This is a genomic window from Nitrosococcus oceani ATCC 19707, assembly GCF_000012805.1.
Taxonomy (GTDB): domain Bacteria; phylum Pseudomonadota; class Gammaproteobacteria; order Nitrosococcales; family Nitrosococcaceae; genus Nitrosococcus; species Nitrosococcus oceani.
The window spans coordinates 1,536,452-1,561,890 of the sequence record NC_007484.1; the positions used below are offsets into that span (position 1 = coordinate 1,536,452).

The 25,439-nt window shown below is 48.4% G+C and carries 22 protein-coding genes and 1 pseudogene; 12 read left to right on the forward strand and 11 right to left on the reverse strand.

The window, feature by feature from the left end; translation table 11 throughout:
* Nucleotides 1-21: 21 nt before the first annotated feature.
* From lon to NOC_RS07530, 3 genes are all read right to left on the reverse strand, one after another.
* Entirely contained in the window at nucleotides 22-2,340 is a 2,319-nt protein-coding gene (gene lon / locus NOC_RS07520) for an endopeptidase La (RefSeq protein WP_002811035.1), read from the reverse strand.
* A 1-nt stretch (nucleotide 2,341) separates the two neighbouring features.
* Complete coding sequence (locus NOC_RS07525) at nucleotides 2,342-2,716, reverse strand: Hsp20/alpha crystallin family protein (RefSeq protein ID WP_002810802.1); 375 nt, start codon at nucleotides 2,714-2,716, stop codon at nucleotides 2,342-2,344.
* 177 nt (nucleotides 2,717-2,893) lie between these two features.
* Nucleotides 2,894-3,676: a class II glutamine amidotransferase gene (locus NOC_RS07530; protein WP_011330644.1), complete on the reverse strand. Its 783-nt coding sequence runs from the start codon at nucleotides 3,674-3,676 to the stop codon at nucleotides 2,894-2,896.
* A gap of 195 nt (nucleotides 3,677-3,871) precedes the next feature.
* On the opposite strand from NOC_RS07530, the gene folE reads away from it, so the two are divergent.
* From folE to NOC_RS07545, 3 genes are all read left to right on the forward strand, one after another.
* Nucleotides 3,872-4,513, forward strand: coding sequence for a GTP cyclohydrolase I FolE (gene folE / locus NOC_RS07535; protein ID WP_002809273.1), 642 nt, complete (start codon nucleotides 3,872-3,874; stop codon nucleotides 4,511-4,513).
* 345 nt (nucleotides 4,514-4,858) lie between these two features.
* Nucleotides 4,859-5,614: a phytanoyl-CoA dioxygenase family protein gene (locus NOC_RS07540; protein ID WP_002809676.1), complete on the forward strand. Its 756-nt coding sequence runs from the start codon at nucleotides 4,859-4,861 to the stop codon at nucleotides 5,612-5,614.
* Between the two features lie 118 nt (nucleotides 5,615-5,732).
* The gene (locus NOC_RS07545; RefSeq protein ID WP_002808584.1) at nucleotides 5,733-6,872 is read left to right on the forward strand and encodes a patatin-like phospholipase family protein; all 1,140 of its coding nucleotides are present in this window, start codon (nucleotides 5,733-5,735) and stop codon (nucleotides 6,870-6,872) included.
* A 13-nt stretch (nucleotides 6,873-6,885) separates the two neighbouring features.
* Here the strand turns inward: NOC_RS07545 and fghA are convergent, their stop codons facing one another.
* Nucleotides 6,886-7,731 (reverse strand): S-formylglutathione hydrolase, encoded by an 846-nt coding sequence (gene fghA, locus NOC_RS07550; protein WP_002811056.1) that lies wholly within the window; start codon nucleotides 7,729-7,731, stop codon nucleotides 6,886-6,888.
* A 38-nt stretch (nucleotides 7,732-7,769) separates the two neighbouring features.
* On the reverse strand, nucleotides 7,770-8,879 hold the full coding sequence (locus tag NOC_RS07555; RefSeq protein WP_172633696.1) for an S-(hydroxymethyl)glutathione dehydrogenase/class III alcohol dehydrogenase: 1,110 nt from the start codon (nucleotides 8,877-8,879) through the stop codon (nucleotides 7,770-7,772).
* A 695-nt stretch (nucleotides 8,880-9,574) separates the two neighbouring features.
* On the opposite strand from NOC_RS07555, the gene gpmA reads away from it, so the two are divergent.
* The 6 genes from gpmA (at nucleotide 9,575) to NOC_RS18595 (ending at nucleotide 13,300) form a co-directional block, all read left to right on the forward strand.
* Nucleotides 9,575-10,297 carry a 2,3-diphosphoglycerate-dependent phosphoglycerate mutase gene (gene gpmA / locus NOC_RS07560; protein ID WP_002808909.1) on the forward strand — a complete coding sequence of 241 codons (723 nt, stop codon included), beginning with the start codon at nucleotides 9,575-9,577 and terminating at the stop codon, nucleotides 10,295-10,297.
* Nucleotides 10,298-10,347: 50 nt separating this feature from the next.
* Nucleotides 10,348-11,466 carry a S1C family serine protease gene (locus NOC_RS07565; RefSeq protein WP_002809304.1) on the forward strand — a complete coding sequence of 373 codons (1,119 nt, stop codon included), beginning with the start codon at nucleotides 10,348-10,350 and terminating at the stop codon, nucleotides 11,464-11,466.
* A gap of 406 nt (nucleotides 11,467-11,872) precedes the next feature.
* Nucleotides 11,873-12,013 carry a hypothetical protein gene (locus tag NOC_RS17685; RefSeq protein WP_002809655.1) on the forward strand — a complete coding sequence of 47 codons (141 nt, stop codon included), beginning with the start codon at nucleotides 11,873-11,875 and terminating at the stop codon, nucleotides 12,011-12,013.
* Between the two features lie 42 nt (nucleotides 12,014-12,055).
* The gene (locus NOC_RS16425; protein ID WP_155814710.1) at nucleotides 12,056-12,310 is read left to right on the forward strand and encodes a hypothetical protein; all 255 of its coding nucleotides are present in this window, start codon (nucleotides 12,056-12,058) and stop codon (nucleotides 12,308-12,310) included.
* A gap of 250 nt (nucleotides 12,311-12,560) precedes the next feature.
* On the forward strand, nucleotides 12,561-12,920 hold the full coding sequence (locus NOC_RS07575) for an IS630 transposase-related protein (RefSeq protein ID WP_002809066.1): 360 nt from the start codon (nucleotides 12,561-12,563) through the stop codon (nucleotides 12,918-12,920).
* Between the two features lie 302 nt (nucleotides 12,921-13,222).
* Nucleotides 13,223-13,300: a transposase gene (locus NOC_RS18595; protein WP_197538951.1), complete on the forward strand. Its 78-nt coding sequence runs from the start codon at nucleotides 13,223-13,225 to the stop codon at nucleotides 13,298-13,300.
* Nucleotides 13,301-13,368: 68 nt separating this feature from the next.
* Here NOC_RS18595 and NOC_RS17690 read toward each other — a convergent pair whose 3' ends face one another.
* Nucleotides 13,369-13,521: a hypothetical protein gene (locus NOC_RS17690; protein WP_002808691.1), complete on the reverse strand. Its 153-nt coding sequence runs from the start codon at nucleotides 13,519-13,521 to the stop codon at nucleotides 13,369-13,371.
* A gap of 337 nt (nucleotides 13,522-13,858) precedes the next feature.
* Between NOC_RS17690 and NOC_RS07580 the strand changes: the two genes are divergently transcribed.
* Entirely contained in the window at nucleotides 13,859-16,675 is a 2,817-nt protein-coding gene (locus NOC_RS07580; RefSeq protein WP_002809921.1) for a PAS domain S-box protein, read from the forward strand.
* A 153-nt stretch (nucleotides 16,676-16,828) separates the two neighbouring features.
* On the opposite strand, the pseudogene tnpA reads toward NOC_RS07580, so the two are convergent.
* The 3 genes and pseudogenes from tnpA to NOC_RS18360 all read right to left on the reverse strand — a co-directional run bounded on the left by tnpA (nucleotide 16,829) and on the right by NOC_RS18360 (nucleotide 18,239).
* Nucleotides 16,829-17,216: pseudogene (gene tnpA, locus NOC_RS16820) on the reverse strand (IS200/IS605 family transposase).
* A gap of 131 nt (nucleotides 17,217-17,347) precedes the next feature.
* A complete protein-coding gene (locus NOC_RS07585) occupies nucleotides 17,348-17,950 on the reverse strand; it encodes an IS3 family transposase (RefSeq protein WP_081430961.1) in 603 nt (200 codons plus the stop codon).
* 157 nt (nucleotides 17,951-18,107) lie between these two features.
* On the reverse strand, nucleotides 18,108-18,239 hold the full coding sequence (locus tag NOC_RS18360; protein WP_002811496.1) for a hypothetical protein: 132 nt from the start codon (nucleotides 18,237-18,239) through the stop codon (nucleotides 18,108-18,110).
* A 487-nt stretch (nucleotides 18,240-18,726) separates the two neighbouring features.
* On the opposite strand from NOC_RS18360, the gene NOC_RS07595 reads away from it, so the two are divergent.
* Nucleotides 18,727-19,374: a PEP-CTERM sorting domain-containing protein gene (locus NOC_RS07595; RefSeq protein WP_231561704.1), complete on the forward strand. Its 648-nt coding sequence runs from the start codon at nucleotides 18,727-18,729 to the stop codon at nucleotides 19,372-19,374.
* A gap of 215 nt (nucleotides 19,375-19,589) precedes the next feature.
* On the opposite strand, the gene NOC_RS07600 is transcribed toward NOC_RS07595, so the two are convergent.
* Both NOC_RS07600 and NOC_RS07605 read right to left on the reverse strand, forming a co-directional pair.
* Nucleotides 19,590-20,162 (reverse strand): hypothetical protein, encoded by a 573-nt coding sequence (locus NOC_RS07600; protein WP_011330645.1) that lies wholly within the window; start codon nucleotides 20,160-20,162, stop codon nucleotides 19,590-19,592.
* 141 nt (nucleotides 20,163-20,303) lie between these two features.
* Nucleotides 20,304-21,596, reverse strand: a complete 1,293-nt coding sequence (locus NOC_RS07605) for a DUF3422 family protein (RefSeq protein WP_002811276.1) — start codon at nucleotides 21,594-21,596, stop codon at nucleotides 20,304-20,306.
* Nucleotides 21,597-21,761: 165 nt separating this feature from the next.
* On the opposite strand from NOC_RS07605, the gene NOC_RS07610 reads away from it, so the two are divergent.
* The gene (locus tag NOC_RS07610; RefSeq protein WP_002808879.1) at nucleotides 21,762-25,010 is read left to right on the forward strand and encodes an HAD-IC family P-type ATPase; all 3,249 of its coding nucleotides are present in this window, start codon (nucleotides 21,762-21,764) and stop codon (nucleotides 25,008-25,010) included.
* Nucleotides 25,011-25,439: the final 429 nt, after the last annotated feature.

Below are 25,439 nucleotides of genomic sequence, written 5' to 3' on the forward strand. Positions count from 1 at the left end.
CTCGCTTAGGGAATTGCTATATCACCTATTTAAATCTGGGATAGCTTCAGCTAGCACCTCTTCAATCCGTCTGGCTAGAATAAATTGAATGCTTTGCCGGACATGCTCGGGAATTTCCCGCAAGTCTTTCTCATTTTCTTTGGGAAGAATGATCCGCTGGATGCCGGACCGGTGGGCGGCAAGCACTTTCTCTTTAATCCCTCCCACGGGAAGGACTAAACCACTCAGTGTTATTTCCCCTGTCATTGCCGTATCGCTGCGAACAGGTTGATGGGCGTAAGCGGAAGTGAGTGCTGAAGCCATGGTGACTCCGGCCGAGGGGCCATCTTTAGGGATAGCGCCCGCTGGAACATGAATGTGGACCCCCGATTCCCGGATGGTTTTTTGATCGATGTTAAGTTCTTCGGCGCGGGACCAGAGGTAGCTTTGGGCAGCTTTTGCTGATTCTTGCATGATACTGCCCAGCTGTCCCGTCAGAGTCATCCCTTTCCCTTCTGGTAGCAGAGCCGCTTCCACGTACAAGACATCGCCGCCCGCTTCGGTCCAAGCTAAGCCTGCCGCGACCCCGGGGGCGAGCTGCTGGCGCATTTCTTCAGCGAAAAATCGCTCTGGTCCTAGTAATTCGACAAGGTCTTGCGGCGTGACGGTTACCGGCTGAGTTTGACCAGTGGCGACTTGGGTAGCCACTTTGCGGGCAATTCGCCCCAGCATCCGCTCTAGTTCACGCACTCCGGCTTCCCGAGTATAACGCCGAATAAGGTAACTTAATGTCTCATCCGGTATGGAGAGTTGGATCTCGGAAAGGCCGGCTTCTCTAATTTGCCGTCCAATTAGATAACGACGGGCGATATGTTGTTTTTCTTCGTCACTGTACCCCGGTAGCCGCAGAATCTCCATCCGATCAAGCAGAGGGCGGGGGATGGTATCTAACGTATTAGCGGTGGTGACGAAGAAGATTTTAGAAAGATCGAAAGGCAGATCCAAGTAGTTATCATGAAATTCGGCATTCTGGGCGGGATCAAGAATCTCTAATAATGCCGCCGCCGGATCGCCGCGAAAATCCCGGCCCAGTTTGTCGATTTCATCCAACATTAGAAGCGGATTCTGGTAACCAGTACGGCGAATGGCGCGAATGATTCGGCCAGGCATAGCACCAATGTAGGTGCGGCGATGGCCGCGCAACTCCGATTCATCATGCAGGCCACCAAGACTCATGCGCTCGAATTTTCGTCCCAAGGCGCGGGCCATGGATTGTCCCACCGAGGTTTTACCAACTCCAGGGGGGCCAACGAAGCAAAGAATGGGCGATTTAGCTTCCGGGTTGAGTTTCATCACCGCCAGATGTTCGATGATCCGTTCTTTGACGTCTTCCAAGTCGAAGTGATCTTCATCGAGGATCTCGCGCGCCCTTTTGAGATCTAAACGATCTTCCGTGGTTTTATTCCAGGGTAATTCTAGGGCTAGCTCCACGTAACCGCGGGTCAGCTGATAATCAGGAGCAGCCGAAGGCATCCGTTCCAATCGGGTAATTTCTTTCTCCACTTCTTTGCGGACCAGCTCCGGGAGTTCCGTTTCTTCCATTCGCTGGCGTAACTCCTTGATCTCAGCCTGTTCAGGGTTAGTCTCCCCCAGTTCTTCTTGGATGGCCTCTAATTGCTGGCGTAGGACATATTCACGCTGTTTCTTATCTATCTCTGTTTGGGCGGTGCTGGTGATTTTTTGCCGCACCTCCAGAACCTGCACTTCGTGGTTAAGATAACGGTGCATTAACTGCAAGGCTTCTACCTGGGTAGCGGCAGCCAGCAGTTCTTTCTCCTTGTCAAAATCCAGCGAGAGGATAGAGGTGAGAAGATAGATCTGGTGGAGGGGCTTTTCCACGTCGGAAATAATGTGGTGGATGCCGACCTGGATCTGGGGTTGCACCAGTTCAATCATTTTGCCAGCGAGTTCGATAACAGTTCGGTGCAAGGCTTCGATTTCAGTGCCCGTATCCGAGGGTTCAGAGAGAGTGGCAATTTTGAGGGAAAGATAAGGTTGCTTCTGGACCATTTCTAGCTGCTCAACCCGCTCTATTCCCTGAACTAGAATCTGAACCGTATCCTCGCTCCTGACCATCTTTTTGATGATTCCTACCGTGCCAAAGCGGAATAAATCATCCGCAGCGGGTTCGTCAGTCCGGGGATCCTTTTGAGGAAAGACAGCAATTAGTTTATCTTCGCTGCTCAGCGCCGCCTCGACTGCGGCTATAGATCCTGCTCGCCCCACCGACAGGGGAAGGACCAGGTGGGGAAAGAGGACAGTATTTTTAAGCGGCAATGTTGGATAAGCGTTGTTTTCCATTTCACAAACCCTCTTGAGACGTTACTTCTAGCCAGATGAGCAGCATCCCATCACGGTATTTGGTGGTGATGCGAGCCTGCTCCAAAGGAGCAGGAAACTCAATCGCACGCCTAAAGCGGTTATAAGCAATTTCCATGGAGTAATATTGCTGCCCGGCTTCTACTATCCAGTCTCGGCGTAAGCCTTGGACTACCAAACGTTGCTCGTGAATACTAAGGTGAATATCTTCGTTGCGAATCCCAGCAAGATCTAGTTTAACTAGCCATCCTCGTTCAATGCGATAGATATCGGCGGGAGGCTGCCAAACGCTTTCTTGATAGGCTTGTTCTTCAGAATTAATGAATACCTGTTTCATGCTAGAAAAATAAGTTGCCATGAGGGAAAAATTGCCTGTAACAATGACTCTAAAGACCGTTAAACGGTAAATCCTCGGGGGCCCCCCTAGGTAAAATTCTAACTTTCATTAATTATCTCTATAAAGCGTAGGGGATTGGAGCTCAAGCGGCAAGGGCGTTGAGTTGTCATCTTGTTAACCCTGAAGTATTTAAAATGGTTATCTGCCGGAGTTTGAAATGAGTGGGAGTCCATTCTGGAACACGACTAGGGTTCCTGGGGGGATTAGGGTCCAGGATTCGTTATCCGTAAGAGGGGCGGTGGCAATGACGGCAACCTGATCCCGCTCGGTGGTGACTTCCCTAAAATCAACTGTTATATCCTTATCCACTAAATGAGCCTGGCCAAAGGGATGACGCCGAACGATATAGCTTAGCTGGGTAGAGCCGTGGGCAAATAAATGCTTCCCATTGGAAAGTATAAAATTGAAACTGCCGTAAGCGGCGATTTTCGCTGCTGTGGCGCATAGGGTTCGATGTAACGCTGGTAGCGTAGGCATGCCGCCGGGGTGGCGGTCTTTCAGCTCTTGTAACAGAAGGCAAAAAGCCTGCTCGCTATCAGTTTCTCCAACCGGCTGAAAGTCAGTTAGAAGGGGCGGGATAAAATCTTTCAAATCGCCATTATGAGCAAAAATCCAGTAGTGTCCCCAGAGTTCCCGGACGAAAGGATGGGTGTTTTCCAGACGTATTTTACCTACGGTAGCCTTACGGATGTGGGCAATCACATTGAGGGATTTAATTGGATATTCCTTGACCAAATGGGCAACGGGAGAATGAGTAGCGGGTAAAATATCCACAAAATTCCGGCAGCCTTTCCCCTCAAAGAAAGCGATTCCCCAACCGTCCCGGTGCTCATCGGTACCGCCGCCGCGTTGACTAAAGCCCTCAAAGGAGAAACAGATATCGGTGGGTACGTTACAATTCATTCCAAGTAATTGGCACACGGGGATAAACCTCTATGGAATACGGGTTCAGGTATCAGAGTGGCGTATTCTGTATACTATTAAAAAATTATTGCAAGGGAGGGGCCTCTTAACCAATGTTGAGGGTGTTTTGTAAGTCCGCAAAAGTACAATCGTAACCGAATTATAACGACAATGGGAGCCATCTAGGCATCTCTGATAGAGAGTAAAAACACGATGGATACGAAATTGACCAAGGTGGTGCGGGAAGGCCGCTACATTGGCAGCCTGGATGTGAAGCCGGGGGAGCATTATGACCCGGAATTCGAAGCCAGCGTGGAGGAAATTTTAACCCGCTTGGGCGAAGATCCCAAACGTGAGGGACTTAAACGTACTCCACAGCGAGTTGCTAAAGCCCTTGATTTTCTTACGAGTGGTTATCATATGACGGTGGAAGAGGTGGTCAAGGATGCCCTCTTTGAGGATGAATGCGAGGAAATGGTTATTGTCAAGGATGTGGAATTCTATTCTCTGTGTGAGCATCACATGCTGCCTTTTTTCGGACGGGCCCATGTGGGCTACCTGCCGAAGGGACGCATTGTGGGGCTGAGTAAAATCGCCCGGGTGATTGATGTCTTTGCCCGGCGGCTCCAGGTGCAAGAACGCCTCACCACTCAAATTGCGAGTGGGTTAATGGCAGTACTTAATGCCCGCGGCGTTGGCGTTGTTTTGGAAGCTTGTCATTTTTGTATGGTCATGCGAGGCGTGCAGAAACAGAATAGCCAGACGGTTACCAGTGCTATGTTGGGGACATTTCGCGAGGACTCACGGACTCGGGCCGAGTTTATGGAGTTAATACGCCGTTCCTCGGTCAGTTAACTGGCTGTTTTCGGTAATGGATGTGTTTATCGTAACAGAGGTTATAATAGCGCGATAGGGTTTGGTTTATGCGGTTTCAAAGAACGACTACAGTCCATTATACAGCGAGTAAATCTATTCGCTGCTCTGTCGTAATTTATCCTTGATCAGTTGCTGATGGTAGCCCATCAGTGTATCCCGTGTCTGGAGAAGAGCCGATTCTACTACCCGAGCGTTTTCCTGTTCATTAAGTTCCTTCCGCGCCTATTGGGAAGCCGTCATTAAGATTAATAAGGAAAAGGCCCTATCGTGGCTATGAAAATCGTTTTGGCTTTCGTAACTTAATAAAGATTTTAAGGAGTTTCCATGAGCGATCTAACAAAGGAGCATATTCAAGCTTTCAAGCACGATGGCTTTGCCATAGTACGGGGATTTTATAATGATCAGGAAATGGCGCAAATTAGCCGTTGGGTAGACGAAGTTCAGGCTTATCCCGATGCTCCCGGCAAGTACCAGCGTTATTATGAGGATTCCCTTGCTGAGCCTGGCCGGCGATTGTTAAATCGTATGGAGAATTTCTCTCCTTATCATGAGGGGTTTGCTCAATTATTTTGCAAGAGCAAGCTTGAGAAAGCAATTTCTGAGCTCTTTGGAGAGCCTGCAGTCCTTTTCAAGGAAAAAATCAACTTCAAATTTCCTGGTGGCGATGGTTTTAAACCCCATCAAGATCACCAAGCGGGCTGGTGGGAATATAATAGCCTTTGTATCACGGCACTTATTTGTATTGACGAGGCTAATAAGGAAAATGGTTGCCTAGAAATTGTTCCAGGAAAGCATAAAATCGGTATGTTCAAGGAATGGGCACCGTTGGGGGAAGATGAGATGAAAGAGATGGCATTTATCTCTTGCCCAACTCAGCCGGGGGATATGATTTTTTTTGACTCTTTTACTCCCCATGGCTCTCAGCCCAATCTTACGGATAAGCAGCGGCGGCTTCTTTTTGTGACTTACAATCGCCTTTCGGAAGGAGATGCCCGCGAGCGGTATTATGAGGATAAGCGCAAAAATTATCCCCAGGATTGCGAGCGGGAGGAAGGAAAGGAATATGTATTCCGGGTCTAGGGATGGTGGTGGCCTTTCATGTTTCTTTGGCTTGGCGTAGTATGCTGGGTTAGGGAGAGCTATCCACGGTTTTGGTAGGTAACTCTAAGAAGAAGCGGCTGTTGGAAAGATCTTTTCTATGAATTCTAACGAGGGCGATCTTGCTTTAGTGATGAGCGGCGGAGGGGCCCGCGCTGCTTATCAGATCGGGTTTCTCAATTGCCTTGCCCAGCTTTATCCTGAGCTGAAAATACCTATTTTAACTGGGGTTTCCGCCGGCGCTATCAATGCCGCTTATTTGGCTAATCAGCCCGGTACTTTCAGCGAAAGGGTTGAAGGCTTGACCAAGATATGGGCGGGGCTTGCCACAGAACAGATGTTTCGGGTCGATTCATTTTCCATTGTCAGTAATGTAGTCCGTTGGAGCCTTCGTCTGTTGTTAGGGGGGGCCTCCCATACTATTAAAGTCCGCAGCCTTTTGGATACTTCTCCTCTGGAGGTGCTGCTAGAGCAGGTTTTTGATCTAAATGACGGTTATTTGACAGGTATTCAACGTAATTTGGGGGGAGGGGAGTTAAAAGCTATTGCCATCACTACTTCCAATTATTCCACGGGCCAATCCGTAAGCTGGGTGCAGGGGCGGGAATTGCGGCGCTGGGAGCGAGCTCATCGCAAGGGAATTCAATGCGCTTTGAAACGCAAGCATATTCTGGCTTCTGTTTCCTTACCCTTCTTTTTCCCAGCGGTGGAGATTGGTGGGTATTGGCATGGCGATGGGGGTATCCGCATGACCGCGCCTTTGTCACCGGCTATCCATCTTGGGGCTAGTCGGATATTAGCTATTTCAACCCACTATGCCCCCAATTATGAGGAAGATAATTATCCCAATATCGATCATTATCCACCGCCTATCCAGGTGGCTGGCTCGCTTTTCGATGCAATCTTTTTGGATGTATTTGATAATGATGCCTTGCGGTTGGAGCGGATCAACCGATTGGTAGCTAGATTGCCGGAACGGCAGCGTTATGGTTTGCGCCCCGTTAAGCTTCTACTGTCACGGCCATCCCAGGATTTAGGCAAGCTGGCTAACGAGTATGAGTCAACGCTGCCACGTTCCTTCCGCTTTATGACCCGGGGGCTCGGTACTCAGGAAACTCGCAGTAATGATGTTTTGAGCTTGCTGATGTTTCAACCTGATTATCTTGAGCGCCTGATGGAATTGGGAAGACAGGATGCCCAGCAGCGAAGCAATGAAATCCGTGAGTTTCTGGAGAGGTAAGAATCTTTTTGGGTTATGATTTAAGATGAGTTCTATGGAAACGCAGATGCTCATCAATAAAACTGGCGATAAAGTAGTAGCTGTGATCATAACCCTCATGGCGTCGCAGTTGCAGGGGGTAGCCACTGGTCTGTGCTGCCGTTAGCAGCGTTTCTGGCTTTAACTCGGTATGTAAGAAGTTATCCGCTTCGCCCTGGTCCACCAAGGCCGGTACGAATCGATTTGCAGTACGCATCAATTCGCTGGCGTCATACTGCCGCCATGTATCCTCCTGAGGACCAAGATAGGCTGAGAAGGCCTTCTGACCCCAAGGGCAGTTCATGGGGTTACTGATCGGACTGAATGCGGATACCGACTGGTAGTGCTCTGGGTTACGTATGGCAATGATCAAAGCACCATGTCCCCCCATGGAGTGGCCCGCAATTGAACGCCGCCCGGAAACCGGAAATTGGGCCTCAATGAGCGCTGGGAGTTCCTGTACTACATAGTCATACATTTGATAATGGGACTGCCATGGTGGTTGGGTGGCATTGACATAGAAGCCTGCCCCTTTGCCCAAATCATAGGCGCCCTCTGGATCGTCCGCCACTTCCTTGCCCCGCGGGCTAGTATCTGGCGCTACTATCGCAATTCCCAGTTCAGCGGCGATACGATGCGCACCGGCCTTTTGCATAAAATTTTCATCAGTGCAGGTTAGCCCAGACAACCAGTACAACACTGGGACTTTTGTTCCCGCGGTAGCTTGAGGCGGCAGATAGATAGCGAAGCGCATCTTGCAGTTTAAGCTTGAAGCGTGATGGTTATGTTGTTGATGCCAGCCACCAAAGCTTTTGTTGCGGCTTAAGTTTTCAAGGGTCATGTTTGGGCTCCAAGTAGTCTCTCAGTCAATTTTATTGATTAATAATGAATGACGCTACGAATACTCTTGCCTTGATGCATTAGATCGAAAGCCTTATTGATGTCTTCCAGCCCCATGGTATGGGTAATAAAGTCATCGAGTTTGAATTCGCCTTTCAGGTAACGTTCTACATATTCTGGTAACTCAGAGCGGCCTTTAACGCCACCAAATGCAGAACCTCGCCATACCCGTCCAGTGACCAACTGAAATGGGCGGGTAGAGATTTCCTGGCCAGCGCCGGCAACGCCAATAATCACCGATTCCCCCCAGCCTTTGTGGCAACACTCCAATGCAGAACGCATAACCTTAACATTACCAATACATTCAAAGGAATAATCCACGCCACCGCCAGTCAGTTCGATGATTACTTCCTGGATAGGCCGATCGTAGTTTTGGGGATTGATACAGTCGTTCGCCCCCAGCTTACGGGCCAGTTCAAACTTACCTTCATTGATATCGATCCCGATAATGCGGCTGGCTTTGGCCATAGTGGCGCCAATAATGGCTGCCAAACCAATTCCTCCCAGACCAAAAATAGCCACCGTGGCGCCTTCTTCCACTTTAGCGGTGTTCATGACGGCCCCTATACCTGTGGTGACGCCACAGCCCAGCAGGCAAACCTCTTCCAGAGGAGCCTCCTTGTTCACTTTCGCAAGCGAGATTTCAGGTAATATGGTGTACTCGGAGAAAGTGGAGCAGCCCATATAGTGGTAGATGGGCTGGCCCGCTTTGTAGAAGCGGGTGGTGCCATCTGGCATTAGCCCCTTTCCTTGAGTCGCCCGAATTTTTTGGCATAGATTAGTTTTGCCGGATAGGCAGAATTTACATCCGCCACACTCTGGCGTATATAAGGGGATGACATGGTCTCCTTCCGCGACGCTGGTCACGCCTTCGCCAATAGCCTCTACGATCCCTCCTCCTTCATGACCGAGGATAGCGGGAAAAACACCTTCCGGGTCTTCGCCTGACAAAGTAAACGCATCGGTATGGCACACGCCAGTGGCGGCGATACGAACCAATGCTTCCCCTTTTTGCGGCGGCATTACCTCCACTTCTTCCAGGGAAAGGGGTTGTTTCGGTCCCCATGCAATGGCTGCTCTTGATTTAATCATCCTGTTGCTCCTTTGAGCGTGTCTTTGTAGTCTTAAAATAGCTGATAAGGGGGCATATGGTTATTTATCGGAAGATAATAATATCCGAGGGTATTCCTGCTGCTATTTGGAAGAGGTAACCGGCATTTGGAGGAGCTAGCTATCAAACTAGAAAACAGTGAAAATAATAGGAACAGACTTATCCACAATAGTTGTGGATAAGTCTGTGGATAAAGAGAGGGTGCTCTCCTGCTAAGCCCCAACTGCCATGGCTTTTTTACAAATCGGTGAAAAAATAGCCAATCTAAAATTGCTTTATAGATCATATAGTTATAAAAAATTTCTTAGAAGACTTGAAGTTAGCGCCTAGGCGAGAGAACTTGCCCTTGTAATAAAGGATTATCTGTTGAAAACTTTTTTGTAAAAACGGTAAATTCTGGAATTGTCAAGTCCCTAATACAGATTTGAATCTCTGGTTTTGCCAAAACTTCCATCTCTACCAGGCATTTAAATCCTTACAGATACATACCTCACCACTTACAGCATATTTAAGCATAATTTACCAATGGAGGCTAAGATAAAAATAGGAGCGCTGGAAAAACGGAATGTCCCAATTTTTAAAGATACTGGTTTTTCACTCTCTAAAAGTTATCGCATTAGTACGATAGGGGTTGTAATAGATTTTCGGTGGGAAGGAGGTGATAGTGAATAGAGTGATATTACTTCGTCATGGTGAAAGCGTGTGGAATTTGGAGAATCGGTTCACCGGTTGGACGGATGTCGATCTTTCCGCAAATGGCGTTGAAGAAGCCCGTCTTGCAGGTAAGATTTTGAAAAATGAAGGGTATCAATTCGATAAGGCCTATACGTCGGTACTTAAGCGGGCTATTCGTACCCTCTGGATCGTAGAAGAAATGATGGATCTGGTATGGCTCCCTGTGGAGAAACGGTGGGAGCTAAATGAGCGTCACTATGGCAACCTGCAAGGGTTGAACAAAGCAGAAATGGCTAAGCAATATGGTGCGGAGCTAGTGCATCAGTGGCGCCGGGGTTATGGAATAGAGCCACCGCCATTGGATAATTCTGATCCACGGCACCCACGCTTCGATAGGCGTTATGCAGGTTTGGCTCCTGAAGCGTTGCCAGCATCAGAATCCCTTAAAAAAACCCTTAAGCGGGTTATTCCATGTTGGAAGCAACACATCTTACCGGATATTGCTGCTGGCAAGGAGTTGATTATTGTTGCCCACGGTAATTCCTTGCGGGCTTTATATAAACATCTTGAGGGATTATCTGATCAGGAGGTGATGGAGCTTAATATTCCTACGGGTATTCCCTTGGTGTTCGAGTTAGACAGTGCTTTCAGGCCAACCGCCCATTATTATTTAGCTGATTCTGAAAAGAGTCAGGTGGTGATCGGCGATACCGCCCATTAGACTATATAATTCTGCTCCCATTTTTCCAGATAGAAAGGCTAAATCAAGCGGTGCTAAAGCGAAAGAAAATCTCTATTGGCTCCTTGGCGTTGTTGTTGGTACTCGCATTTACTGTAGGGATAGGGTGGCAGGGATTTGCAGAGCGGTTTTTGGAAGCGCCTCCTCCGGCAGAGCCGCGCCCCGTTCTGGCGCGTGGAGACTTGGCCGCAGTTGAGAAATCAACGATTGAGCTCTTTCGTAAAGTCTCCCCCGCCGTAGTTTTTATCACCACCCTATCCCGGCACCGTGATTGGTTCAGCTTAAATGTGCAAGAGATCCCCCGGGGGACTGGCTCGGGCTTTATTTGGGATGATAGCGGCCATATTGTGACTAATTTACACGTTGTGCAAGGATCGAATGCTGCTAAGGTGACCCTATATGACCACTCAACTTGGGATGCCAAACTGATTGGGGCGGCCCCTGAAAAGGATTTAGCGGTACTGCGGATTAAGGCGCCGCGAAACAAGCTTATGCCTATCGCCATCGGTAGTTCCGGTGATCTCCAAGTAGGTCAAAAAGCATTTGCGATTGGTAACCCCTTTGGTCTGGATCAAACGTTAACTACGGGGGTGATCAGCGCCTTGGGTAGAGAAATGGAGTCGGCGGCAAGAATTCCCATTCGCAATGTGATTCAAACGGACGCCGCCATTAACCCAGGAAACTCAGGAGGGCCTTTGCTGGATAGTGCCGGGCGCCTGATGGGAGTGAATACAGCGATTTATAGCCCTTCCGGTACCTATGCCGGGATTGGTTTTGCTATTCCCGTGGATACGGTCAATTGGGTAGTACCGGAACTGATTGCCAAGGGCCGAGTGGAGCGGCCAACGTTGGGGATTGAATTGTTGCCAGCGCGGGCTATGGCCAATATGAGAGTGGAGGGGGCGGTCATTCTGCGCGTGATTCCGGGTAGTGGCGCGGAGCAAGCCGGTTTGCGGGGGGTCCAACGCGACTCCCTGGGACGGATCTATCTGGGGGATATTATCGTTGCGGTCGAGGGTCAGCCCGTATTGGATGCCGATGATTTAGTCTTAGCCCTTGAGCGGCGTCAAGCTGGCGAAAAAATTCAGGTGCAGGTGATTCGTGAAGAGCAACGACTGGATATAGAGGTGACATTAGGCTCACCGGCATAGGTTTTTCCTAGTAGTCCGCACTCGCCTCTAAAGCCTAAAGTGACAATTGGAGATTCTTTCTGAAAAATTTGTAAGTGAATGGTTCTTAAATATCTTTTTTGAGAAGAGAGGCTATTAGAGGGTAAATAAACAGGAAAAAGTATCAAGCTTATTACAACCTTGATTTAGGGCGTCTTCTCAACTTTAGTTAGGTCGACAATTTTCGGGTCCCCCTCCTTAACTCTTTGTGATTCAATAAGGCAGGTTTAATTCGCAACGAACGAAGGGAGCCATGCCGAATTATGGAAAAAGCTGGCGCCGTTGTTACCGGGGCCAAAAAGGCAAGTAGGCCGTTCTGCTGATTTGCCGCTGGCGGGAGCGGGGTGTATGGGCGTAAATCCTTGAAAAAGTATCAGCCGAACCAGACATGGAAGGGTTGATGGTCGATGCTTTTCATATTAAGGGTCACCCGCATGCGCTGGTGCAAAAGGGGGAATTAGGCCGTGCTAAAGGCGGCCTGAATTCGAAACTCCATATTGCCGTTGATGCGCACGGCAATCCGGTGTGAATCAGTTGAACAAAGGGAACGGTGGCTGATTGCAGGGAATGTTTGCCTTATACCCGCGCGACAAATGTGATAGAGAGCGTCTTTGCAACCGTGCGTCTGCGATCAAACAAGGTTAAAAACTGCACCTCCGAAACTACATTGCCGGCCATGATGTTCAAGTTTGCGTTCTCAGCAAAAAAGCAATGGCTTAAAATCAGAGGCTTTGACCTGCTCAAAAATGTCATTCAGGGCGTGAATTTTGTGGACGGCGTACAGCAAGATGAGATACAAACAGATTCAGTGAGGTATGCTAGTTAACATATCCCATACACCACTTTCTCGGGCATAGCGCCATCAATCTCAGCTTCGGCTTTAGTCCTTGCTAGACCTACAGAACCAATCAGCTCCAGCTTTTGTGCTTCATTAACTGGATAGTAGCCGAGCAAATTAAAAGCAAATGATTGTAATTTGAGGCTGGTGTTAACCCCTGTACCTAAAACGTTATTTACATCTTCCTCGAGAGTACGACTGTATAGCCAAGCTCATATAGATTGATCATGCTTTATAGATGACTTATCCCTCTTCATTCCGCCGTAAAGTTCTATCCGTTCGCGAGAAGGAAGGGCTTACGATGGCGCAGGTGGCGGCGCGTTTTTGTGTGGGTGTGGCCAGCGTCCCACGCTGGGTTAAAAACCCTGAGCCCAAGCTCACCCGTCATAAACCGGCGACGAAGATGGATAGAGACGCTCTGGCACGTGATGTGTTGGAGCATCCCGATGCGTATCACTATGAACGCGCACGGCGGCTGGGCGTGAGCGAGAAAGGCATCGGCCATGCTCTGCCTCGTAGGGGCATCACCTATAAAAAAAACGCTAAAGCATCCGCGCCGATGCGAAGGCGCGCGGCCTCTGTTCCAGACATTCATTAGGTGGCACAAGCTGAATAAGCGCCCGATTGTTTATATTGATGAGAGCGGCTTTGCCCATGATAGGCCACGGACACATGGTGATGCGCCCAAAGGGCTGAGATGTTTTGGAGAGCAGGATTGGCATGCCAAGGGAGGCACCCATGCGATGGGGGCTTTAATCGGCAAAGCATGGCTCACCGTTAAATATAAATGCCGATATTTTTACCGCATGGGTAGCCCAGGACCTCTTGCCCAAACTGCCTGCTCAAAGCGTTGTTATCATGGTTAATGCAACCTTCCACAAACGCGAAGACACCTAAAACATGATCCAAAATACAGGCCATCGCTTGCTTTACCTGCCTGCCTACTCCCCGGATTTAAATCCTATCGAACAAAAATAGGCGCAAGCCAAAGCACTCAGAAAGAAAAATTATTGCTCAATTGCTGAAATCTTCATAAGTAAATCAATTTATATGACGGAGGCTATAATCAACTTCCAAACTGCGGCAGCCAGTATGCCCCAGCCCATTACCGCCAGACGCTTACCCAACAGAACTTTGTGCTGGGCATGGGTTGCCGCGAGAGCTGCTGGGATAGTACGCCGGCGGAGAGTTTCTTCCACACCCTCAAGGCTATCGGTCCGGGGAAGAGGCCAAGCAAGAGATCTTTGAGTATATATCGAAGCCTTTTATAACCGCCAGCATCGCCATTCCTCCATTGGCTATCGGATGCCAGCTTGCTACGATGCCCAGTACCAAAAGGCCGCGTAATGTTGTGTCCAGAAAACCTTTGCCATAACCAATTGATCATTTACGCCGTAAAAATTGCCAGTACAAGCAGAAAATATAGAGCGGCTATGATCTATGATCTGGCATGGGTCAGAACTCACGAAAAATGATTTGTAAGATGGGAAATCTTTTATTAATATTCTGCTTTAAATAAAGAATTAGAGAAATCCATTGTTGCAGAAGCCTTTAAAATTGCGGGATTCTGAAGACTATCCATTTTCTGAGGCAGATATTCTTGAGAATATATCAGAAGCAATCATTATTCTGGATGCTGATTGGGCTATTACCTATATGAATAGCCATGCCGAAAAAATATCTCGTAAGAAGCGTCAAAAAACCATAGGTAAAAATTTCTTTCATATCTTTCCTGAAATTAAAGATCCTACATATAAAAAATTTTTTCGAAAGGTGTTAAAAACGAGGCAAACCGACACTATCGAAGGGTTTTATGAGCCTCAGGATATGTGGCTGACTATAAAGATTTTCCCTGTACAATCTGGCGGGGTAGGCGTGGCGTTTCAGGAAAATACCTTGCGCAAAAGAATTGAGGTTATCGCAGCCAGCCAAAGCGAGGCATTGAGTTTAGCCCTAAAGGGAGCGTCTTTAGAAGAAGTTTTGAATGTGTTAGTCCTCGCAGTTGAAAAACAGACGGGACACAAGGCAACAGCCTCGATTTTGCTTTTAAGCGATGATGGCAAGCATCTCCTCCATGGGGCAGCGCCGAATTTATCCAATTCTTATTGTGAAGCCATTGATGGAATGGAAATAGGCGAAAATATTGGTTCTTGCGGTACGGCCGTTCATCGAGGTGAATTTGTCATCGCAGAAGATATTTCTATTGATATAAAATGGAACAATTTCCGCGAGTTGGCATTAAAAAACAATTTAGCATCTTGCTGGTCGATGCCTATTTTTTCAACGCAAAATAAATCGGTTTTGGGTACTTTTGCTGTTTATTATCCAGAAGTGCGTAGCCCCGCAGAAACGGACAAGCATATTGTAGAAGTGCTCTCCCAAACTGCTGCCATTCTTATAGAAAGAGAGAAGGAAAATAAGGCACGAATGTTGGCAGAAGAAGCCGTTAATTTAAGTACAAAAAAATTTAGCAAACAGCGCCGTCTATATGAAACGGTGTTATCTAACACGCCGGATCTAGTTTATATTTTTGATCTTGAAGGGCGCTTCACCTATGTAAACAAAGCCTTATTGAAAATGTGGGGGCGTACATGGGAGGAGTCTGTTGGAAAAACCTGTTTTGAACTTGGGTATGAGCCGTGGCATGCAGAAATGCATATGCGTGAAATCGAGCAAGTTATTAAAACTAAAAAACCTATACGCGGAGATGTACCTTTTACAGGCATGCATGGAAGACGTATTTATGATTATATTTTTATGCCTGTCTTGGGTGAAGATGGAGAGGTAGAGGCGATTGCCGGGACCACCCGCGATGTGACCGAGCGTCGGAAAGCTGAAGAGGCCGCCCAAAAATCAGAAGAACGACAGCGCCTTGCTTTGGAAGCATCCCATAGCTTTGGTATATGGGATTGGGACATAAAAAATGACGTTTTCACCGCTGACGAACGCTTCGGAGCTTTGTTCAATCTTAGCCCGGAAGAAGCAAAAGAGGGCGTGAAACTGGAACAAGTTGCTCAATATATCCATGAAAATGACTTTAAAAGAGTTCTAGATGTCATTAAAGAAAAATTACAAACCGGAGGACATTACAAAGAGGAATACCGTGTAAGGCAAAAGGACGGGACTATTAAATGGGTTTCTGTACGTGGGAATATTCAACTGGACGAGAATGGTGAAGCTGTTCGTTTTCCCGGTGTTGGTGTTGATATTACGCTTGAGCGTAATGCTATTGAAGCTTTGCGTGAAGCGGATCAGAAAAAAGATGAATTTCTGGCAACACTTACACACGAATTACGCAACCCCTTGGCGCCTATGCGTAATGCCCTTTACGTTATTAAATCAAATAGTGCAAACGCTGAAGCTCAAACTCATGCGCATGAGTTAATTGAAAGACAAATCAGCCAAATAGTCCGATTGATTGATGACCTGATGGACGTTTCACGCATAACAAGGGGGAAAATACGAATATCCAAAGATATAGTTGATATACAAAAAGCAATTACAGACGCGGTGGAAACGGTGCAACTTCTTATAGAAGAGCGGAATCACGAGTTGATACTGAATTTTCCAGATAACCCTGTTTTCGTAGAAGGCGATTTAGTAAGGCTGGCGCAAATATTCTCTAATCTCATCAATAATGCGGCTAAATATACTGAACAAAAAGGTGAAATTGAGGTTAATATAAGGCAATTTGGTAGAGTGGTAGAAATAGAGATAATTGATAACGGCATCGGTATAGCAAAAGAAAAACTGCCATTTATATTTGATATGTTTTCACAGTTTGAAGACCCATTAAATCGTTCTCAAGGTGTCCTTGGAATAGGCTTAACACTTGTAGAAAAGCTTGTTGAGCTACATGGCGGCTCTGTGGATGTTGAAAGTAAAGGCATCAATGAAGGAACAAAGTTTACTGTTTCATTACCCGTGAGCGTAGCACAAAATGCAGACACGCCAGATAGTCTATGTAAAGTACCAAACTTCACCCAGCAAAAAATTAAAGTTCTGGTTGTTGATGATAATAAGGATGCCGCTCAAACCATGGGTTGGCTTATGGAGGCGTTGGGATGTGAAGCCCAAACGGCTTTTGATGGTAAGAGCGCTATTAAATTAGCCCTTTCTTACCTCCCTGATCTTGTATTGCTAGATATCGGATTGCCTGAAATGAATGGCTATGAAGTCTGCGAAACTATGAAGAAAATACCGGAGCTTAAAAATACTGTATTTGCCGCTCAAACCGGGTGGGGGCAGCCAGAGCACAAAAAACGCTCAAAAGAGGCCGGGTTCGATCACCACCTGGTTAAACCAGTGGAAATGGCTGCGTTAGAGGCTATTTTAAATAAAATAAACCTATAATAAACAGCTTTGGAATATCGCATCTGATTTCCTTTTATAAAAGTAGGAAAACACAAAAAAACGATATCATAGATGAGTAGATTACAAATCTCATCTGTCTGTATTCCGGCGGCAAATCCTGCCATGGTGATCCCTCTGTACGAAAATGCCATTTTACGCGCCTAAAAGTCCTAGGGGCCTGCTCTGTTGTTCGGTATATTGCCTCAGAGCACCTCCTATGGAGCACCATCAACGCTTCCGGCAAAATAGGAGGGCGACCAAAGGCTGCCTGATTTGGCCGATTCATGAACCCTGGAAGATGAAAACTTCTGCCTGATTCGTCTGCTAGAAACCCCCTTAAGTGAATTGACCAACTTAGAGAGTTGGACTTTCGGTGGGTAATTAATCAGCAGATGAACGTGATCCTGCTCCCCATTGAACTCCTTCATATCAACTTCAGACAACGAACAGACATGGCGCTACCTTCCATGTAGGTGAGCATTGCGGCGTCTAGTACGCTTACCCGGTACTTGATGATGAAGACCAAGTGGCAATGAAGCATGAAAACGCAGTGGCGTCCAGACCTAAGCTCTTTTATAGACCAATTTTTTATTTCTCCGTGATAGGTATCTGATGTGGCAAGGGTTTTCCGGACCCATGATTAGGCCGCTTTTCGGTTACTTTTCTCATAGCCTAATGGGGTTTGATAACCGAGAGTTGAGTGGCGCCTCTGGCGGTTTGAGCTTTTTCGCGTGTCTGATAGCGTCGGTGATGGGCTAACTCGGTTTTCAAGGTATGAAAGAAACTTTCTGACGGGGCGTTATCCCAGCAACAGCCCTGACGGCCCATACTACACATGAAGCCATGGTTCTTGAGGGTTTTCTGGTAGCGATCGGAGGCGTATTGACTGCCTTGGTCGCTATGGGCCAGCAGCCCTTGAGGGGGCTGACGCTTCCAGATGGCCATTAGCAAAGCGTCATTGACCAGCTGGGTGGTCATGCGCTTGGACATCGCCCCGCCCACCACCGCTCTAGAGTAGAGATCAATGAAAACTGCGAGGTAGAGCCAGCTCTCCTCTGTGGGGATATAGATGATGTCACCGACATACACAGTATCGGGATGATCCACCCGAAATTCCTGTCCCAACCGATTCGGGGTAGCAGGGCGGCCATGGTAGGCGTTCGTGGTGGCTTTGAAGGGGCATTGGCTCTTGCTCTTGAGCCCCCGCTGCTTCCTCAGGCGAGCCACGCGCGTCCGGCTGATGGGTTCGCCCTTTTCCACTAACCCCTGGCGGATATGCCGGGCGCCCTAGGTCTTACGGCTGTTCTCGTGAATCGTCTCACTTTTTCGCCTAACCGCCTGTCTTCGAGGCTGTGGGCGCTCTCAGGCCGTTTTAACCCGTCATAGTAGGCACGGGGGAAAATCTCCATCACTTTGCACATGCGAGTGACCGTCAATGTTCCTTGGTGGCGCTGGATAAAGGCGTACTTCCTTTGCTTTCCTTGGCAAAGTAGGCGGCGGCCACCTTTAGAATATTCCGCTCCTCCTTCAAGCGGGCATTCTCTTTTCTCAGGCGCTTGAGCACGATGATGCTTGCCTATCCAGGTAGGCAAGGTGTGCTTGTTCACCCCTCACCCTTCGGCGCTTTTGCTAAACGACTGCTCACGCTCTACTGCCAGCTTCACCGCGCGTGCTTTAAATTCCAGAGTATACCGATGCTTTCTTCTCGGTATTCATCACAACACACTTTCCTCATTTTGTCTTTAAGATGGCTTGAGTTCGTGTGTCCGCAATCGTCTAGCCACTTCAGTTTCTCTAAAAAGCCTAAGGTGACAACTGGAGATTCTTTCTGGAAAGTTTGTAAGTGAATGATTATTAAATATGTTTTTCAGCAGAGAGATTATTAGAGGATAAATAAACAGGCAAAAGTATCAAGCTTATTACAATTTGGTTTAGCTTGGCGGTGGAGTATATCAGTTAACTATTTGTTTTATATATTAGGAATATAAATTGGTAAGAGATTTGCTAAGTAATGGTTAATGCAATGTTTTATAAAATTTATGGCAGATCTCATGGAAAAATTATCAAGAATATTCTTATTATTACTGGGCAGCATGGGCAATGTCCAGGCATTAATTATTGATACCGGCGGAGATGCCGTATTGGGCATCCAGCCTGCTGATTTACGGAATCATCACTATGAAAGCAATGTGAACGTATTTGCCTTTAACGAGCAAGAATTCGTATTGACTGAGGATCTCTCTGTCAATAGAGAGTTTGAATTTGATGGTGACTTGAACAATGCAATTGCTGCTGGCACACCTATCAAGAGCCATTTGTTACACTTTGATCCTGTTGGTAAAAACAAGAGAGGCAAGTGGTCCAAAGCGAAGGGATGGATTACCTTTGATACCGATATTATCGGTTTGATCTATTCTAACCGTTTTTTAAGATGGAGTGATTTTCTTAGCCAGCCGGGCACCCTCTTCTCTAAAAGTAGAAGAAAATTGGATAAACACGAGCTTATTAATCTCGGGGGCTGGGATATTAGCGCCGATTATCGAACCTTGTGGTTTGACTGGAGAGCCAAACCCGCAGTAGATCAGCTGCGAATAATTACCGATCCGCCCGTCGACGTACCAGCGCCTTCTTCTCTGGCTTTGCTGCTTCTAGGGGGAGGAATATTTGTGGTAGGCCGCGGAAGAAAGCTATTTGCCTGATTGCTTTGAGGTCTTTGGAAAGAGGGGGCAGATTTCAGGCCCCCTCGGCTTGAAGTTGTTTTAGAAATAGAGGGGCGCAGAATTTTTAATGTTCTTTCTTTGGCAGCTGAAGTCGATATTCGTTGAAGAAGCTTGGAGAAGCGGGTGGACGCCTTAGTTGTAGAGAGCGGGGTGCGCTATCGCTTTCCCACTCTACGTAGGTTATATATTATATATTAAAGGAGGCAATTTGTAGGTTCAATCTTCATCCCCGCAATACCCGCTTGTCCTGCTAATCCAGTTTTCTCCAGCTTTACTACCACATAGTAGGCATGGTTACTAAAATCAAAGGAGTAACTAGAAAAACAACCTAGCTCAAAATCTTTATTTTGGGTTTGGTATAGCTCGTCCGCTGCGTAGTCATCACTATCTATTTTGAAAATGTTTGTAAACTCGCCAGTATCGAGATCCATCTCTCGAAGACGAATCGTTATCCTCGCGTCTGGTCCATTATCAAGATAACGGGCGGTCATTTTCCAACCATCAAGGGCTAATATGCTAACAAGGCTATCAGCGTCATGGACTTGATAAAAAAGCCTTACCTGTCCTGTTGCATCGTCGGCCATTTCCACCTCTGGACCGGCATAGTTATATTTTACCATTGTGGGTTTATCGGGTGTTCCAACAGCGCCAGAGGTAGTCCAAGGAATAATAACATCTATTGCTAAAGCGCTGGATACGTTTGTTAATAGAAAGGCTGACGTTAAGAAGCTGTACTTGAGGGCTTTAAAGATAGATGGTTTTTTCATGATATTTTTCCTGTTTGAGTAATACCGCGCACAGGAAGTCTATCGGATCATTTTTTATAAGCTTGATGTGATAGGGGTCACAAAACGATAGATATATAATGATAAGTGTTTCTAGAAAATTTGCTTTAATTCGGCTGTAAATCAGTCAACGTCGTGGTTTCTTGATACCATACGCCGGATTTTCCGTACACTCAGGGCTACCGATAACGCGACGACTGGGATTGATATGCCGATGGTTAAATCTGGATTGATGGGTAAGCCTGCTGCTTCTGCCGCCCTGGCGAGATAACCGACCAGGCCAACCACGTAATAGGTGATGGCGGCGACGGAGAGCCCTTCCACTGTTTCCTGCAAGTGGAGCTGAAGCTTGGCCCGTTCTGCCATGGAAGAGAGCACTTGTTGATTTTGGTGCTCAAGGGAAATATTTACCCTGGTGCGTAGTAATTCGCTTGCACGGCCAATGCGTCGGGACAGATTTTCCTGTAGCCGGAGTACAGTCTCGCAAGTATGCATGGCTGGTCCCATGCGCCGTTCACAAAACTCGCGAAAGGTTTGCATGCCTTCAACCCGCAGCTCACGCAGTTCGTTAATGCGCCGCTGCACCAATTCGTAGTAAGCCTGGGCTGCGGTGATTCGATATTGGATCGAAGAAGCCAGGCTTTCGGTAGAGGCCGCTAATTTGGTGAGCTGATCGAGCAGCTCCGATTCCTCTTCGGTGGTAGCCGAGGCGATGGCCTCGGTAATTTGGGCTAATTCCTGCTCGGCGTGTCCTAGCATGGGCATGGTTCTGCGCGCCAGTGGGTAGGTCCGCAATGCCTGTATGAGATAGGACTCGATCTCCAGGAGGCGCTGTACCGCCCGCCCGGCCTGGCGTGGGGTGAGACTGATATCCTTAATGATAAAGCGGCTAAATCCGTCTTTATGGAGGCGAAAATCGGCGTAAGCGATTCCTGCCCCTTCGCCAATACGGGCGCCTGTAACGGCATTGCCTTCAAACAGGGCGGCAGCAAGCTCATCCGGGTTGCGCGGTTTTTCCGGTAGAGGGTAGATGGCCAAATGAGCAGCAACGAGCACCTGGCCAGGTAGTTCCGCGAGCCAGTCCTGGGGGATGCTTTCTATGACGGTGTTGGCGAATGGTTCCTGGAATGGGCCGCGCCGAAAAAAAGTATAGCTAGTGAATTCAGTATGTTTTTCCCATTGGAGGCGGAATGGACCCAGATCAATGCGAAGATGATTATCTTTTGAGGTCGGAATAGGATGGCCAAACCGGATGCAAATTTCCGTTAACTTCTCCCGCTCTTGCTGAACCATTTCCGCATCGGAGGAAAGCACAAGATGAGATATCTGCTCTGGGGGTGCTAGCGATTCTGGCAGCCGGGCGTGTAATTCATGGTTCAGCAGTAGGCGCTGCGGATGATCGACGGGTATCGTCATAAGTTTAATATCTGGGCTGACCTTGAAAAGGTTATTTTGAGCTCTTCATTCTACCAATTAATGATCAGACCAAGAGCTTCTCAATCAAAGCTCTTGGATAAGGGCGGCATTATAGATCTTGGTATCGTATCATTATTGATAGAACAGTAGAGATATGAGGTCGACATGGAGCCGGTTAGGGAGAATAGTTGGCATGCCCATACTGCAGAGGCCGTATTGCAGCGGATGGGCGTTGAACGGCTGGGGTTGACCCAGCAGGAGGCGGAGCAACGTCTAAAGGAGTATGGGCCTAACCGACTCACACCGCCTAGGCGAAGAGGGGCCGTGGAACGGTTTTTAACCCAATTTCATAATGTGCTTATTTATGTGTTGCTCGCCGCCGCAGTGGTGACTGCCTTACTGGCTCACTGGGTGGACACCGGGGTTATTTTGGCGGTCGTGGTGCTCAATGCCTTGGTTGGCTTTATTCAAGAAGGCAAGGCGGAACGAGCCTTGGAAGCTATCCGTCATCTCCTCTCACCCCAAGCGAACGTGCTGCGCGATGGCCAGCATAGAGTGATCCCCGCCGAATGCTTGGTTCCTGGTGATGTGGTAATCCTCCAGTCTGGTGATAAGGTGCCCGCGGATCTTCGCCTTATTCGGGTCAAGAATTTACAAATTGAGGAAGCCCCCCTAACGGGGGAATCCATGCCTGCGGAGAAGGCGCTTGAACCCGTTACTGAAAATGCATCCGTAGGGGACCGAACCTGCATGGCCTATTCCGGAACCTTGGTTACCTACGGTACAGGGGAAGGGGTGGTGATAGCCACGGGGGATCGCACCGAGATTGGGCGCATCAGCGCCATGCTAGGGCAGGTGCAAACTCTGATAACGCCTTTGCTGCGGCAGATAGCTGTGTTTGGTCGCTGGCTGACCGCCGCCATCTTGGGGCTGGCAGCGATTGTGTTTGCCTTTGGGGTAGGGGTCCAAGGCTATTCTCCCCAGGACATGTTTCTCGCGGCCGTGGGTCTTGCCGTGGCGGCCATTCCAGAGGGACTGCCTGCCATTATGACCATTACCTTGGCGATTGGAGTCCAACGCATGGCGCGCCGCAATGCCATTATTCGTCACCTTCCGGCAGTGGAAACGCTGGGCTCCGTTAATGTGATTTGTTCTGATAAAACTGGCACCTTGACCCGGAACGAGATGACGGTGCGCACGGTAGCCACCGCCGATACCTTATTCGAGGTCAGCGGAGTGGGATATCACCCCCATGGGGGATTTAGCCGGCAAGGCCAACTGATCTCAGTGGATGACTATCCTGAGTTGGGAAATCTCTGCCGTGCGGGTCTGCTGTGTAATGATGCAAATCTTCACAAGTGGGAAGAGCAGTGGATTTGCCAAGGAGATCCCACTGAAGCCGCTTTGGTGAGCTTGGCCATGAAGGCGAATTTGATTCCGGAATTGGAACGGGAAGAATGGCGACGAGTCGATGTTATTCCCTTTGAGTCGGCACTTCGTTTCATGGCAACTTTGCACCAGGATCAGGCGGGGCACGGCTTTATTTATCTTAAAGGGGCGCCTGAACAGGTTTTGGAAATGTGCTATTGCCAGCGCAGCCAAGGTGAGGATCGACCCTTGGATATAGCTTATTGGCATGGACGTATTCTGGAGATGGCAGGCAGGGGTGAGCGGGTATTGGCTGTCGCTTTCCGAATTAGCGATATTAGCCGCTGCGATCTGCGTTTTGTGGATGTGCGGGGAGAGTTAACCCTGCTAGGGTTATTTGGAATTATCGATCCCCCCCGGGTGGAGGCGATTGCTGCGGTCAAGGCATGCCAGGAAGCAGGAATCCAGGTCAAGATGATTACCGGAGATCATCTTTTGACCGCCCAGACCATTGGTCAGCAATTAGGTCTCAAACAGGGCAGACAAGCATTGGCCGGTGCCGATCTGGAAATCATGGATGATGAGACCCTGCGTAAGCTGGTTTTGGATGTGGATATCTTCGCGCGGGCTAGCCCAGAACATAAGCTCCGTTTGGTCAAGGCTTTGCAGGCTCAAGGACGAGTCGTGGCTATGACGGGTGATGGAGTCAACGATGCACCCGCCTTGAAACGGGCCGATGTGGGTATTGCCATGGGACAGAAGGGCACGGAGGTGGCTAAAGAGGCCGCCGAAGCCGTGCTTACCGACGATGATTTTGCTTCCATTGCCCAAGCGGTAAAGGAAGGACGTACCGTTTATGACAATCTAAAGAAATCCATACTTTTTATTTTGCCCACCAATGGGGGCGAAGCGATGACCTTGTTGGTTGCCATTTTGCTTGGCTATATGCTCCCCATTACCCCGGTGCAGATTCTATGGATTAACATGATCACGGCGGTTACCCTGGCCTTGGCGCTGGCTTTTGAGCCTCCAGAAGGGAATGTCATGCGCCGTCCTCCCCGTGATCCGGGGGAACCGGTACTATCCGGGTTTTTAATTTGGCGTATTGTTTTCGTCTCGGCTATTTTGGTAGCCGGTACTTTTGGGCTCTTTCTTTGGTACCGGGAACAAGGCGCATCTATTGAATATGCTCGGACTATTGCCGTGAATACCATGGTAATGTTTGAGATATTCTACCTTTTCAGTACCCGCTATATAACTCGTTCAGCCTTATCCCGAGAGGGTCTACTGGGTAACCGCTACGTTTTGATAGCTATTACCATCGTGACGGTTTTCCAATTGCTGTTTACCTATAGCGCACCGATGCAGCAGCTTTTTACCACCGTGGCTTTAGGGCTCAGGGATTGGGGTTGGATTATACTCGTTACTTCTTCTGTATTTGTGTTAGTGGAACTGGAAAAACTATTTTTGAGGCAAAGGGAAGAAAAAGCCCCGCCCCTAGTGACTAAACCAACTGTGGCGGCACTTGAGCGGTTTAAGCCCCGGGGAGTCTGGCTAGCAGCGCTTGTTCTTCTGCTGCTTGGCGTCGGGGTAGGCCGTTGGGTATGGGTTCAGTTCGATAGGGAGGGAGAAGAAGTCCTGGTCGTGACAGAAGCAGAAAAACAGGCGCCTCAACCTGCCGAGCCTCTGTTAGACACTCAGACTCCGAAGGTAAAAACGCCTCCTGGCAGGGAGCCGGCGTCTGCCTCTCAGCAGCCTGAAGTGGCGGCGATACCGTTGCTGGAGGAAAGCAAGGAAGAACCGGAAAGGCCCAAAATGGCCTCTAAGCCTCCCACCCAGGAAGAATTGGAACAGGCCAAAGTGCCCCCGGCGGCAAAAACAGCGATTGTCCAGCCAGGCGATAGCTTATCCCTGATCGCTGCACGAACCTACGGCGATCCCCAGCAATGGCTGCTTATCTATAAAGCCAATCGGGGCAAGATCAAGGACCCTAACATCATCGTTCCAGGCATGGAGTTGATTCTCCCCCCAGTGCCTAAAAATTAGAATTTTTCAAAATTTTATCCGTCCGAGAAATTCGCTTTTCTCAGCGGTTCTCGTCCTCGGCGCGTCGCTTCACTTCGCGACTTCGCTAGGAGGCTTTCAGCATCCTTGGAGAACTTCAATGAGGTTGGCATAGTCTATAAAAAAGCAAGCAAGTGGTGTTGTTACCATGACCGATTTGTTACAGGTTATTTGTAGGTATTGGGGAGATGCCATATTAGGACATCTGGCCACGCAGGTGGGGCCAAACACTTAAATTAACTAGTTACTCAAGGGTAATTTTACCAAATAGCGCGTAAAGCATTGCCCAATGCGGGCGGTGATATAAGCGCCTTGCAGAACCATGGGCATCATTGTTAAATCCATCTTACACCGCCGGACGGGCGGGGTTAGCCTGTGGAGCGACCGGAACGGGGGCAGCGGCCAGCGCCG

Coding starts and splice junctions, on each gene's coding strand:
- lon (WP_002811035.1), bottom strand. CDS start 2,340: ATGGAAAACAACGCTTATCCAACATTGCCGCTTAAAAATACTGTCCTC.
- NOC_RS07525 (WP_002810802.1), bottom strand. CDS start 2,716: ATGGCAACTTATTTTTCTAGCATGAAACAGGTATTCATTAATTCTGAA.
- folE (WP_002809273.1), top strand. CDS start 3,872: ATGGATACGAAATTGACCAAGGTGGTGCGGGAAGGCCGCTACATTGGC.
- NOC_RS07540 (WP_002809676.1), top strand. CDS start 4,859: ATGAGCGATCTAACAAAGGAGCATATTCAAGCTTTCAAGCACGATGGC.
- NOC_RS07545 (WP_002808584.1), top strand. CDS start 5,733: ATGAATTCTAACGAGGGCGATCTTGCTTTAGTGATGAGCGGCGGAGGG.
- fghA (WP_002811056.1), bottom strand. CDS start 7,731: ATGACCCTTGAAAACTTAAGCCGCAACAAAAGCTTTGGTGGCTGGCAT.
- NOC_RS17685 (WP_002809655.1), top strand. CDS start 11,873: ATGGAAGGGTTGATGGTCGATGCTTTTCATATTAAGGGTCACCCGCAT.
- NOC_RS07575 (WP_002809066.1), top strand. CDS start 12,561: ATGACTTATCCCTCTTCATTCCGCCGTAAAGTTCTATCCGTTCGCGAG.
- NOC_RS18595 (WP_197538951.1), top strand. CDS start 13,223: ATGATCCAAAATACAGGCCATCGCTTGCTTTACCTGCCTGCCTACTCC.
- NOC_RS07595 (WP_231561704.1), top strand. CDS start 18,727: ATGGAAAAATTATCAAGAATATTCTTATTATTACTGGGCAGCATGGGC.
- NOC_RS07600 (WP_011330645.1), bottom strand. CDS start 20,162: ATGAAAAAACCATCTATCTTTAAAGCCCTCAAGTACAGCTTCTTAACG.
- NOC_RS07605 (WP_002811276.1), bottom strand. CDS start 21,596: ATGACGATACCCGTCGATCATCCGCAGCGCCTACTGCTGAACCATGAA.
- NOC_RS07610 (WP_002808879.1), top strand. CDS start 21,762: ATGGAGCCGGTTAGGGAGAATAGTTGGCATGCCCATACTGCAGAGGCC.